Source organism: Streptomyces sp. NPDC013317 (assembly GCF_055563155.1).
Map to the genome: position 1 here is coordinate 873,047 of NZ_JBVHDX010000001.1, position 12,471 is coordinate 885,517.

Annotated in this window: 10 protein-coding genes; 4 read left to right on the forward strand and 6 right to left on the reverse strand. The window is 71.6% G+C overall.

The window, feature by feature from the left end; all coding sequences use genetic code 11:
- Window positions 1–140: 140 nt before the first annotated feature.
- The gene (locus ACZ3IJ_RS03705) at window positions 141–509 is read left to right on the forward strand and encodes a PRC-barrel domain-containing protein (protein ID WP_467466032.1); all 369 of its coding nucleotides are present in this window, start codon (window positions 141–143) and stop codon (window positions 507–509) included.
- A 173-nt stretch (window positions 510–682) separates the two neighbouring features.
- Entirely contained in the window at window positions 683–1,909 is a 1,227-nt protein-coding gene (locus ACZ3IJ_RS03710) for a PP2C family protein-serine/threonine phosphatase (RefSeq protein ID WP_467466033.1), read from the forward strand.
- A 47-nt stretch (window positions 1,910–1,956) separates the two neighbouring features.
- Here the strand turns inward: ACZ3IJ_RS03710 and xdhC are convergent, their stop codons facing one another.
- From xdhC to ACZ3IJ_RS03725, 3 genes are read right to left on the reverse strand one after another with little or no spacing between them, the layout of a single operon-like run.
- Window positions 1,957–2,808, reverse strand: a complete 852-nt coding sequence (xdhC, locus tag ACZ3IJ_RS03715) for a xanthine dehydrogenase accessory protein XdhC (protein WP_467466268.1) — start codon at window positions 2,806–2,808, stop codon at window positions 1,957–1,959.
- 1 nt (window position 2,809) lies between these two features.
- The gene (gene xdhB / locus ACZ3IJ_RS03720) at window positions 2,810–5,197 is read right to left on the reverse strand and encodes a xanthine dehydrogenase molybdopterin binding subunit (protein WP_467466034.1); all 2,388 of its coding nucleotides are present in this window, start codon (window positions 5,195–5,197) and stop codon (window positions 2,810–2,812) included.
- Window positions 5,194–6,705 (reverse strand): xanthine dehydrogenase small subunit, encoded by a 1,512-nt coding sequence (locus ACZ3IJ_RS03725; RefSeq protein WP_467466035.1) that lies wholly within the window; start codon window positions 6,703–6,705, stop codon window positions 5,194–5,196. The genes xdhB and ACZ3IJ_RS03725 overlap by 4 nt, the downstream gene beginning before the upstream one ends.
- A 443-nt stretch (window positions 6,706–7,148) precedes the next feature.
- Between ACZ3IJ_RS03725 and ACZ3IJ_RS03730 the strand changes: the two genes are divergently transcribed.
- Complete coding sequence (locus ACZ3IJ_RS03730; protein WP_467466036.1) at window positions 7,149–7,940, forward strand: DUF4389 domain-containing protein; 792 nt, start codon at window positions 7,149–7,151, stop codon at window positions 7,938–7,940.
- Window positions 7,941–8,063: 123 nt separating this feature from the next.
- On the opposite strand, the gene ACZ3IJ_RS03735 is transcribed toward ACZ3IJ_RS03730, so the two are convergent.
- A complete protein-coding gene (locus tag ACZ3IJ_RS03735; RefSeq protein ID WP_467466038.1) occupies window positions 8,064–8,474 on the reverse strand; it encodes a VOC family protein in 411 nt (136 codons plus the stop codon).
- A 247-nt stretch (window positions 8,475–8,721) separates the two neighbouring features.
- On the opposite strand from ACZ3IJ_RS03735, the gene ACZ3IJ_RS03740 reads away from it, so the two are divergent.
- The gene (locus tag ACZ3IJ_RS03740) at window positions 8,722–10,146 is read left to right on the forward strand and encodes a tetratricopeptide repeat protein (RefSeq protein ID WP_467466039.1); all 1,425 of its coding nucleotides are present in this window, start codon (window positions 8,722–8,724) and stop codon (window positions 10,144–10,146) included.
- Window positions 10,147–10,243: 97 nt separating this feature from the next.
- Here the strand turns inward: ACZ3IJ_RS03740 and ACZ3IJ_RS03745 are convergent, their stop codons facing one another.
- Both ACZ3IJ_RS03745 and ACZ3IJ_RS03750 read right to left on the reverse strand, forming a co-directional pair.
- Complete coding sequence (locus ACZ3IJ_RS03745; protein WP_467466040.1) at window positions 10,244–11,107, reverse strand: carbohydrate ABC transporter permease; 864 nt, start codon at window positions 11,105–11,107, stop codon at window positions 10,244–10,246.
- Window positions 11,104–12,468: an ABC transporter permease subunit gene (locus ACZ3IJ_RS03750; RefSeq protein WP_467466041.1), complete on the reverse strand. Its 1,365-nt coding sequence runs from the start codon at window positions 12,466–12,468 to the stop codon at window positions 11,104–11,106. The genes ACZ3IJ_RS03745 and ACZ3IJ_RS03750 overlap by 4 nt, the downstream gene beginning before the upstream one ends.
- Window positions 12,469–12,471: the final 3 nt, after the last annotated feature.

Genomic DNA, 12,471 nt, shown 5'->3' on the forward strand with positions numbered 1-12,471 from the left:
TGCACTCGGGCGAATGCGCGGCGCGACTCGGGGCAGACGGAGCCCAGGCGGGGCAGGCGCACCGCCGGGAAAGGCAGACGGAAGTGGAGGACGGCAGCGCTCTGTTGGCCGTCCTCGCCTACCGGAGGAGTTGTTTTCGCGTGACTGAGCAGGTGTGGAGCTACAAGTCGACCGCGGGTCATCTGGCCGGCACGGACCTGACCGGCTACAAGGTCGAGGCGATCGACGGCAGCATCGGGAAGGTGGACAAGCACTCCGACCAGGTCGACGACGCCTACCTCGTCGTGGACACCGGGGTCTGGATCTTCGGCAAGGAGGTCCTCCTCCCGGCCGGCACCGTGGTGCGGATCGACGTGGACGAGCGGAAGATCTTCGTCGACCGGACCAAGGAACAGATCAAGGACGCTCCCGAGTTCCACCGCGACAAGCACCTCGAGGACCCGGACTACCGCCACGGCATCGGCACGTACTACGGCCTGGGCGGCCCGTTCGGCGGCCCGATGATCTGAGCCTCCGCGTGGCGGTACGGCGGGAGGGCCCGGACTCGACGAGTCCGGGCCCTCCCGCCGTACCGACCGGCGCGTGCGGAGGCGATCACCGGAGGGTCTGCGTAGCCTGAGAGCCACGGGCCGTTCCCTGCCGCCGCCCCGCGAGACGTCATGAGGAGAACCGCGGAGGTCGTGTGTCGACGTACGAGGATGTGCTGGCCGATCTGTTGAGCCGCTCGCACCTGCTGTCCGTACGGGAGCTCGCGGGCCTCGTCGACGACGCCGGCCGGTCCATGGGGCTCCAGGGGACGGCCATGTACGTGGCCGACCTGCAGCAGATCCGGCTGATCGCACTGCCCCAGCCGGGTGCCGCACGGCAGGAGACCGCCGACGTCGACGCCTCACTCGCGGGCCTGGCCTACCGTACGCAGCAGGTACAGCGGTCGAGGGACGGCGGAACCGCCTGGCTGCCGATGATCGACGGGATCGAGCGCCTCGGCGTCCTGATGGTGACGGCGCCCTCGCTGGGGGACGCCCTGCTCAGGCGCAGCGAGACGCTCGCCGGTGTGGCTGCTCTGCTCGTGGTGTCGAAGTCGTCCCACAGCGACCTGCTGGTCGAGGTCGAGCGCATGCGGGCGATGACGGTGCAGGCGGAGCTGCTGTGGGCCTTCCTGCCGCCGCGGACCATCGGTACGGCGGAGGTGACCTCCTCGGCGGTGCTGGAGCCCGCGTACGACATCGGCGGCGACACCTTCGACCACAGCCTGGACGACCGAGGCCTCCACCTGACCGTCATGGACTCCATGGGCCACGACCTCGCCTCGGGCGGGGCCAGCGCGGCCGGGCTCGCCGCGTGCCGCGCGACCCGCCGCTCCGGCGGTTCGCTGACCGACATCGTCACCGCGATCGACCGCATCCTGGACCAGTGGTTCGTCGACCGGCTCATGACCGCCGTCGTCGCCCACCTGGACACCGCCGACGGACGGCTGACCTGGATCAACTGCGGACATCCGCCGCCGCTGCTCATCCGCCAGGGACGGGTGCTGCCGCAGGTGCTGGCCCGGGAGCCCGACCTGCCGCTCGGGTGGGCGTTCGTCACCGAGTTCCCGCCCACCGAGCACTCCCAGCGCCTCCAGCCGGGCGACCGGATCCTCCTCTACAGCGACGGGGTCACCGACGCCCGCTCGCGCGACGGGGACCTGTACGGGGAAGAACGGCTGGCCGACACCGTCATCCGCGCCACCGCGGCGGGAGACCCGGCACCCGAAGCCCTCCGCCGCCTGATCCAGAGCCTGCGGCAGCACCAGGGCCACAAGCTGCGCGACGACGCCACCATCCTGCTCACCGAGTGGCACCCCAGCGGGCGCGGTACGACGGCACGGGGCCGGATCGCGACGTCCGCATCCGCAGCCGGTACCTAGGGCGTACGGGCACGGGCCCGGCGCACAGCTGTGCGCCGGGCCCGACGTCACGCGTTCTCCCGGACGGTCCCGTCCGCCCGGGCAGGGTGCCCCTGGCGGTCCCGTTCGAACGTGCGCAGCAGGTCCGCGGCGACGCTCACCGCGATCGTGGCGGGCTCCTTTCCCGAAATCTCGGCGATCCCGATCGGGGTCCTGATCCGGTCGATGGCGTCGTCGCCGTGGCCGCCCTCGGTGGCCAGCCGGTGCCGGAACCGCGCCCACTTGGCGGCCGAGCCGATCAGCCCGATCGGGCCGAGACCGTCGGTGCGCAGCGCGGCGTCGCACAGCGCCGCGTCCTCGGCGTGGTCGTGGGTCATGATCAGGACGTGGGTACCGGGCGGCAGTTCCGCCAGCACCTCCTCGGGAAGCAGCAGCGTGCGGTGCACATGGATCTGCGCCACCGCGTCCGCGAGCACCCCGAGCCGTTCGTCGGCGAGCATGTCGGGGCGAGTGTCGATCATGTGCAGATCGAGGTCGTGACGGGCCAGGATGCGGGCCAGTTCGAGGCCGACGTGCCCGACGCCGAAGAGCGCGACCGCCGGCACCTGCGGCAGCGGTTCCAGCAGGACGCTCACGGCGCCGCCACAGCACTGCACGCCGTGCCGGCCGACGACCTTGTCGTTGAGGGCGAAGTCCATCAGCTCCGGCTCGGCGTCGGGCGTCCCGATCAGCTCGCGGGCCCGGTCGATCGCGACGGCCTCGATGTTGCCGCCGCCGATCGAGCCCCAGGTCTCGGTCCGGCCCACCACGAGTTTGGCACCGGCCTTGCGTGGTGCGTGGCCGCGCACGGTCGCGACGGTCACGAGCACGCCGGTCTCCCGGCGGGCCCGCAACCGTGCGACCGCGGCGACCCAGGTCATGTCAGGCATGGCTCAACGAGGTCGCTTCGGCGGGGACTTCGCGACCGCCGCCCGCCTTGCCGGCACGCGCGGCCTCGACGGCCCAGTACACCGCCTCCGGTGTCGCGGGAGAGGCGAGTTCCACGCTGACCCCGGCCGGTCCGAACGCCGCGGCGGCCTCCCGCAGTGCCTCCCGTACGCAGAACGCCAGCATCAGCGGAGGCTCGCCCACCGCCTTGGAGCCATAGACCGCGCCCTCCTCGGTGGCGTTCTCCAGCAGCGTCACGTGGAACTCCTCGGGCATCTCCGAGAAGCTCGGCAGCTTGTACGTGCTCGCCGCCTGGGTCAGCAGCCGACCGCGGTTCGGTCCCTCCCCGGCGTCCCAGCGCAGGTCCTCCAGCGTCAGCCAGCCCGCGCCCTGGACGAAGCCGCCCTCCACCTGGCCGATGTCGATCATCGGGGACAGGCTGTCACCCACGTCGTGCACGATGTCCACCCGGCGGACGCGGTACGCGCCGGTGAAGCCGTCCACCTCCACCTCGGCCGCGGCGGCGCCGTAGGAGAAGTACTTGAACGGCGATCCCCGGAACGACTTCGCGTCCCAGTGCAGCCCCTCGGTCCGGTAGAAACCGGCCGCCGAGAGCTGAACCCGCTGGAAGTACGCGGTGCGCACCAGCTCGTCCCAGGCCAGCTCCCTGTCGTCGCCGAGGACGCGCGCGACGCCCTCGACGATGCGGACGTCCGATGCGTTCGCGCCCAACTGGGTGCCCGCCACCCGCAGCAGCCGCTCGCGCAGCTGCTCGCAGGCGTTCTTCACCGCCGCCCCGTTGAGATCCGCCCCGGAACTGGCGGCCGTGGCGGAGGTGTTGGGCACCTTGTCGGTACGTGTCGGAGCCAGCCGTACCTTGTGCAGCGGGATGCCCAGCGTGGTCGCGGCCACCTGCAGCATCTTGGTGTGCAGACCCTGCCCCATCTCGGTGCCGCCGTGATTGATCAGGACAGAGCCGTCCTTGTAGATCAGCACCAGCGCGCCGGCCTGGTTGAAGGCGGTGAGGTTGAACGAGATGCCGAACTTGATGCCGGTGATCGCGAGCGCCCGCTTGGTGTGCGCGTGCGACGCGTTGAAGGCCGCGATCTCCCGTCGGCGGTCGGCGAGGCCGGCGCCGTCCTGAACCTGGTTCCAGACGACGGAGATCCGCTCGGGCTGCGTGACCGGCTGCCCGTACGGCGTCGTCTGCCCCTGCCCGGGCCGGTAGAAGTTGCGCTCACGCAGCTCCGTCGGGTCCAGGCCGAGCAGCGGCGCGCACCGCCCCAGGATGTCCTCGATGACCAGCATGCCCTGCGGCCCGCCGAAGCCACGGAAAGCGGTGTTGGAGACCTTGTGGGTCTTGGCGATGCGACCGGCCACGCGCGCGTGGGGAATCCAGTACGTGTTGTCGATGTGGCACATCGCGCGGGCCACCACCGGCTCGGACAGGTCCAGGCTCCAGCCGCCGTCCGCGGTCAGGGTGGCGTCCAGCGCCTGGATGCGGCCGTCGGAGTCGAACCCGATCTTCCATGTGGCTTGGAACCCGTGCCGCTTGCCGGACATGGTCAGGTCCTGGGTCCGGTTGAGCCGTACCCGGACCGGCCGGCCGGTCAGCCTGGCGCCGAGCGCGGCGACGGCCGCGAACCCGTGCGGCTGCATCTCCTTGCCGCCGAATCCGCCGCCCATGCGCAGGCACTGCACGGTCACCTCGTGACTGTGCAGGCCGAGGACGTGCGCGACGATCTCCTGCGTCTCCGAGGGGTGCTGGGTGCTGCTCTGGACGAACACCTGCCCGCTCTCGTCCACGAGGGCCAGCGCCGCGTGCGTCTCGAGATAGAAGTGCTCCTGGTCGGAGAACCGGAACTCCCCGCTGAACACGTGCGCGGAATCGGCGAAGCCGGCGTCGACGTCGCCGGTCACCATGACGGGCCGTGCGCCGTGGAAGCTGCCGGCCTCGATGGCGTCCTGCAGCGTGATCAGGGAGGGCAGCTCGTCGAGCTCCACCTCGACGGCCGCCGCACCGAGGCGGGCCGCCTCCAGCGTCTCGCCGAGTACCCAGGCGACCGCGTGGCCGTGGAACATGACCTCGTCGGGGAAGAGCGGTTCGTCGTGCTTCATCCCGGCGTCGTTGACGCCGGGCACGTCGGCGACGGTGAGCACGCGCACCACACCGGGGACGGCGAGCGCGGGCTCGGTGCGGAGCGCGGTGATCCGGCCGTGGGCCTGCATGACCTGCACGGGGTAGGCGTGCAGCACGTCCTTGGTACGGGAGACCAGGTCGTCGGTGTAGAGCGCGGCGCCCGTGACGTGCAGGCCGGCGCTCTCGTGCGGCAGCGGGACGCCGACGACCGGCTTCTCGGGACGTTCGGACAGATGACTCATGACGACACCGCCTCGGTGGTCTGTGCGTACAGCTTGAGCAGGCTCTGGCCGAGCATCGCGGAACGGTACTCGGCGCTGGCACGGTGATCGTCCATCGGCGTGCCCTGGGCCCGCAGCACCTGGGCCGCGGCCTCGACATGTTCCGCCGTCCAGGGCCGGCCCTCCAGGGCGGCCTCGGTGGCGAGGGCGCGGATCGGGGTCGCGGCCACGCCGCCGAGGCCGATGCGTGCCTTGCGTACGATCCCGTCCTCGATGTCGAGCGCGAAGGCGACCGCCACGCTGGAGATGTCGTCGAACCGGCGCTTGGCGATCTTGTGGAAGGCCGTGACGGGCGAGAGCGGCAGCGGGATGCGTACGGCCCGGATCAGCTCCCCGGGACGGCGCACGCTCTGCCGGTAGCCGGTGAAGTACTCGGCGAGCGGCACGTCGCGCTCACCGCCGGCGCCCGCGAGGACCACCGACGCCTCCAGCGCGAGCAGCACCGGCGGGGTGTCGCCGATGGGGGAGCCGGTACCGAGGTTGCCGCCGAGGGTCGCGCTGTTGCGGATGAGCCGTGAGGCGAACTGCGGGAACAGCTCGGCCAGGAGCGGGACGCGGCCGTCGAGACGCCGCTCGATCTCGGTCAACGTCTGCGCCGCCCCGATCACGACGGAGTCGGGCGCGACGCGCAGCTCCCGCAGTTCGGGCAGCCGGTCGACGGCGACCACGTAATCCGCCCTGCGGGAGCGGATGTTCACCTCCACACCCCAGTCGGTGCTTCCCGCGACGACCACCGCGTCGGGCCGCTCGCCCAGCACACGCAGCGCTTCGGCGAGGGTTCCAGGCCGCAGGAACGTGCTGTCGTTACGGGTGTACTCGGTGGCGACCGGTGCGGGCGGGGACTGCTCGCGGCGCCGGGCCAGCGGGTCGTCCTCGGCGGGCATGCCGACGGCGAACGCGGCGTCGCGGATCGGGCGGTAGCCGGTGCAGCGGCAGAGGTTGCCGCTGAGGGAGTGCAGATCGAATCCGTTCGGGCCGTGCTCGGCGTCGGCACCGCCGGCCGCGTCCGTGTCCGCGTCCACTCCCGCTCCCTGGTCCGGAGCGGCGTGCGCGCCGACGGTCGCGCAGCGGTCCGGCCGGTAGTACTCCGAGGCCATGCTGCAGACGAACCCCGGTGTGCAGTAACCGCATTGGGACCCGCCGCGGACGGCCATCTCCTCCTGCACCGGGTGCAGTGCGGGCGGCATGCCGGGCTCGCGGGGGGTGGCGAGACCTTCGGAGGTGACGACCTCCTGACCGTCGAGCGCCGCGACCGGGACCAGGCACGCGTTGACCGCCACCCAGTCCGTCGGCTTGTCCACCCCGGGACGGGCCACCAGGACCGAACAGGCGCCGCACTCACCCTCGGCGCATCCCTCCTTGGTCCCGGTGAGGCCGCGCTCGCGCAGGAAGTCCAGCACGGTGGTGTGGGGAGCGGCCGGTGAGATCGGTGTTCCGTTCCCGTTGACCGTGATCCGCGCCTCTACCACGGCAGACCCCCGTTCCGGCGCACGGCCGACGTGTACATCCCAGTAGTCATGTCAGAGCTTCCTCGTTCGGTTGCGCAGCGCGATGACCCGGAGCGCGCGCGTCGGCACGCAGCGGCGTGCCGCAGGCGGTGACAGAAATCGAGAGAGACCGGGGCCGCGATCGGGCACGCCGGGAAGGGGGCTGCTAGCAGCCGTGTGCTACGCGCCCGGGAGCCCAGGCGATCTCGTGAGCGAGGCGAATCTGCGCGGAGATGGTCGACATCCGGCATCGCCTCCTTCCATCGGCTCACGGGTGGGTGCGCTGAAAGTACGACGCCGCAGGTCGATCGGTCAACCGGCGCGGGGCGGACGGTGGTCCTGGTGGCCCACGTCGTGGTGCGGGGACCGGGCGGCCGCGACACCATCGAGGTGACCCTGGCAAGCAGGAGGAGACGGAGGCGTCCATGGCGACCGGTTGGGGACCTCGTTCTTCGGTCGACGACGAGGAAGGCGAGTGGCGCCCGCCGCTGGACGTGCCACCGCCGGGGCGGCAGCGCCGGTGGACGGTGCTGCTGCGCTGGCTGCTGCTCCTTCCGCAGTTCGTCGTCGTCCTCCTGCTGTCGATCGCCGCCTTCTTCGTCACGATCGTGGGCTGGTTCAGCGCCCTGGTGCTGGGGCGGCTGCCCGAGCCGATCGCCTCGTTCCTCGGCTCGGTACTCGCCTATCAGACCCGGGTCTCCGCCAGCGCCGCGCTGCTCGTCGACCGCTACCCGCCGTTCGCCTTCGACGCCCCCGACCATCCGGTGCGGATCGAGCTGCGCAGTACCCCGCTCAACCGTCTGGCGGTGTTCTTCCGGCTCATCCTGATGATCCCGGCCGCGATCGTCAGCAGCCTGGCGCAGTCCGGCTGGTTCGCGATCAGCTGGGTGTTCTGGCTGATCGGCATCGTCCTGGGGCGTCTGCCCGAGCCGGTCTTCGGCGCCACGGCGGCGGTCGTCCGGTACCGGATGAGGCTGTCCGCCTACGTGATGATGCTGACGCCCGTGTACCCGAAGGGAATCCTGGGCGACGCCCCCGCCCCCGCCGGAGCCACGGCACACTCCGCCACCCGGCCGCTCCGCCTGGGCACGGGGGCACAGGTACTGGTCTGGCTCTTCCTGCTGCTCGGACTGGCCGGCCATCTGACGTCCGGCACGGTCCAGAGCGACATGGACGACGACCGGGCGGACGCGCCCGCCGTGTCAGTGGCGCGCTGACCTCCGGGCATCCACCCGGCCGGGTCCGGGTGTCCCCTTGACGTCCGCCCATCCGGCCCACGGCGAGGACGGCGCGTCGGTGATCCTGTCGGGCGCCGACGCGTCGACGACGCGGGGCCCGGGTCACTGCTCGCTGATGTTGACCATCCACGTGATGCCGAACTTGTCCTTGCACATGCCGAACACGTCGCCCCACATCTGCTTCTCCAGGGGGACGGACACGGTGCCACCGGCGGAGAGCTTGTCCCAGTAGCCGCGCAGCTCCGCCGCGTCGTCGCCGCTCAGGCTCACGGCGAAGTTGTTCCCGGGCGTGTGCTGGCTCCCGGGCGGGTTGTCCGCGCCCATCAGGGTGAAGCCGCCGGTGCTCTCCAGCATGCCGTGCATGATCTTGTCGGAGTATCCGGGCGGCGCCTCGGAGCCGAAGTCGCCGTAGGTGTTGAGGTTCAGGGTGCCGCCGAGGACCTCCTTGTAGAACTCCAAGGCCTGCTTCGCTTCACCGGAGAAGGTGATGTAGGGATTGAGGCGAGACGCCACAAGAGGCTCCTTTCGTGACGCGTGGTCGGTGCGGGGAGCCTATGCGCGGTCGCGGCGGATTCGAACGACGTGAGGGCCGCGGTCACCCGCCTGGACGCAGGCGGGGGCCGGACGGGGCTGGGCCGGTCAGGCCCCGACGGATCACCTGTTCAGGGACTGTGCCGGGAGCCGCACAACTGGCTCCATGGGGAGGGGCGTCCGCTGTTGCGGCGCCGAACCGATGGCTCTCGTGACGAGGTGATCAGCGTTGGCGACCGACCGGTACGGTCACGACTTGTACAACGGCTCATCAGAGGCCGCCGCGCACCTGGACCGTGCCGTGGAGGAACTGCTCTTCTTCCGCCCCGCGGTGGTCGGTGCCGTCGACGACCTCCTCGGGGCCGCCCCCGGCTCGCCGGTGGCCCAGGCGTTCGGTGCCTATCTGGGAGTCCTCGGCACGGAGCCGGCGGACGCCGCCGAGGCGCGGCGGAGATTCGACGGGTTCGTCTCCGGGCTCGACGTGACCGGGCTGCCCCTGCGGGAGCGACTGCACACGGAGGCCGCCGGCAGTCTGCTCGCGGGTGATCTGCGGCGGGGGAGTGCCGTGCTCGAGGAGCTGACGGTGGCCTTTCCCCGCGACGCGCTCGCGCTCTTCGTCGGGCATCAGCTCGACTTCCTCACCGGTGACGCCCCGCGGCTGCGGGACAGGATCGGCGGCGCCCTCTCCGCCTGGGAGGAGGACGACCCTCACCTGGGCCCGCTCCTCGGCATGTACGCCTTCGGTCTGGAGGAGTCCGGGCATTACACCCACGCCCGGGAGACGGGATCGGCCGCGGTCGAGCGGAACCGGCACGACGTGTGGGCCATCCACGCCGTCGTGCACACCTACGAGATGCAGGGCCGCTTCTCCGAGGGCATCGCGTTTCTCGACGGGCGCAGCGGAGACTGGTCCGGAGGCAACTTCCTCACGGTCCACAACTGGTGGCACTACGCGCTCTACGCCCTGGAGGCGGGCGACACCGGCACCGCGCTCGACATCTACGACGCGGCGCTGCACAACGAGGAGTCCCGAGGGCTGGCCATGGAACTCCTCGACGCGGCCGCCATGCTGTGGCGTTTCCGTCTCGCGGGTTCCGACCAGACCCGCAGGTGGGAGGCGCTCGCGGACGCCTGGTCGGCGCGGTCCGACCCTCCGTTCTACGTCTTCAACGACGTGCACGCCGTCATGTCCTACGTCGGCGCCGGCCGGGACGCGGACGCGCGGCGGCTGATCGCCGACCGGCGGCGCTGGCTGGCGGAACCGGGCGCGGACGTGGTCACCAACCACGCGATGACCGCGAACGTGGGCCTGCCGGTGTGCGAGGCGCTGGTCGCCCACGCCGCCGGGGACCACGACGCCACCGTGGAACTGCTGTGGCCGGTGCGTCGGCGACTCCACGAGTACGGCGGCAGCCACGCCCAGCGCGACGCGATCCAGAAGACCCTCGTCGAAGCCGCCCTGAAGTCCGGGCGGCACGACGCAGCGCGGGTCCTCATCAGCGAGCGGACCGCGCTGCGCCCGCACAGCCCGTACAACTGGCTGAGCAGGGCCCGCCTCGCGGACGCCCTGGGCGATGCCGCGCAGGCAGCCGTCGCCCGCGAGCGGGCCGGCCGGCTCGGCCGGACCGGAGACCTCACGACCGACCGGTTCTGAGGCGGTCGGCATCCTGCCAGGCGGGGACAAGGACCGGCCGGACGGTGGCAGTTGACCCCCGTGCAACACCACCGACCGCCGGCCCCGCCCCCTGCCGTCACTTCACCGAGCCGGCCATCACCCCCTGGACGAAGTGCCGCTGGAAGGCGAAGAAGACCACCACCGGCACGATGAGCGAGAGGAAGGCCCCCGGCGCAAGGACGTCGATGTTGCTGCCGAACTGCCGTACCTGCGACTGCAGTTCCACCGTCAGCGGCTGCGACGAGCTGTCTGCGAAGAGCAGCGCCACGAGCATGTCGTTCCAGACCCAGAGGAACTGGAAGATCGCCAGGCTCGCGATCGCCGGCCGGCCGACCGGGAGTACGAGCCGCGTGAAGATCCGCCACTCGCCGCCGCCGTCCATGCGCGCCGCCTCCAGCATCTCGCGCGGGATGTCCGCGAAGTAGTTGCGCAGCAGGAACACGGCGAACGGCAGCCCGTAGGCGACGTGGAAGAGCACCACGCCCGGGATCGTGCCGAACAGCCCCAGCTGACCGAACAGCTTCGCCACCGGCAGCAGACCCACCTGCACGGGCACCACGAGCAGCGCCACCACGCCCAGGAAGATCCAGTCCCGGCCGGGGAACTCCAGCCAGGCGAAGGCGTATCCGGCGAGCGCCGCGACGACGACGACCAGGACGGTCGTCGGCACCGAGATCAGCACGGTGTTCCAGAAGGCCTGGGTGATGCCCGCGTTGCCCAGGAGGGCGGTGTAGTTGTCCACGGACAGCTCACCGGGGCCGGTCAGGGCCGTCCACCAGCCGCTCGCGGCGTTGTCGCTCGCCGAGCGCAGCGAGGACAGCAGCAGCCCGGCGACCGGGGTCACCCAGATCAGCCCGACGACGGCCAGGAACGCCTGGACCAGACCGTTGCCCAGCCAGCGGCGCAGCCGGCCGCCCGGCATCGTGGCGGTCGCACTCATGACTGACTCCTGCGGAAGCGGCGGACGTTGAACACCATCGCGGGGATCACGAGGAGCAGGAGCAGGACGCCCAGCGCGCTGCCGAGCCCCTGGTCGTTGCCCCCGCCGAAGGACACCAGCCACATCTGGGTGGCCAGTACGGTGGCGTCCTCCTGCACCGGCCCCGGCGCGATGATGTAGATCAGGTCGAAGACCTTCATCACGTTGATCACCAGCGTCACGAAGACGACGGTCAGCACGGGCGCCAGCAGGGGGACGGTGATCCGCCGGAAGACCTGCCACTCGTTCGCGCCGTCCATCCGGGCCGCCTCCAGCGCGTCGCGCGGCAGGGACGAGAGTCCGGCGCCGATGAGCACCATCGCGAAGCCCGTCCAGATCCACAGGTACGCGCCGATGATCGCCGGAGTGACCAGGGCGGGACCGAGCCAGGAGACGCCCTCGTAGGGCGGCGCGAAGTTCTCCGCCGACAGCCGGACGGTGTAGGCCCCCGGCTCCAGGCCGGTGAGGCGGAACGATCCGTCGGCCGCCGTGGTCGCGGTGGCGACGCTCCGCCCGTCGCGTACCGCCTGCACCGTCATGCCGGGCAGTCCCCGCTCCGCGGCGTCGATCGCGCCCGGTCGCCCCCCACCGCCGGGCGTGAAGTCCAGGTACACGGAGCCGGCCACGTCCTGCGGGCCGGCCTTCCCGGCCGCCGCCGGCTCCGCCCCCGCGGGCAGTTCCTTGGGCGGTACGCCGACGAAGCCGAGGGCCAGGCTCTGCCCCGGGGAGACCGTGCCGGACGTTCCGTACGAGCCGTCCGGCCCCCTCTCGAGCCCCTGGCCCTCGCGGGCCCGGGCGGTCGGGTAGGACGCCGCGTCCCGGAACGCGTCGTGCACGCCGACCACGGCCGCGTTCAGCACGCCCTTGTCCGGGTCCTCCTCGTACGCGAGGCGGAAGATGATGCCCGCCGCCAGGAAGGAGACGGCCATCGGCATGAAGAGCAGCAGCTTGAACGCCGTCGCCCAGCGGACCTTCTCCACCAGCACCGCGAGGATCAGCCCGAGGCCGGTCAGCAGGGTCGGTGCGACGACCACCCAGACGGCGCTGTTGCGGATCGCGGTCAGCGTGGCCGGGTCGCGGAACATCTCCGCGTAGTTGTCCCCGCCGACGAAGCGCGTCCCGGACGCGTCGAAGAAGCTGCGGCCCACGGAGAACAGCACGGGGTAGACGACCAGTGCGCCGAGCAGCAGCAGCGCCGGCAGCACGAAGGCGACGGCGGCGACCCGCCGGCGGCGCCGGGCCCGGGCCCGCGGACTGCTGTCCCGCCGACCGTCCCCGGCGGCGTCGACCCGGGGTGGCGGGGGAGCGGTGGCTGTGGACATGAC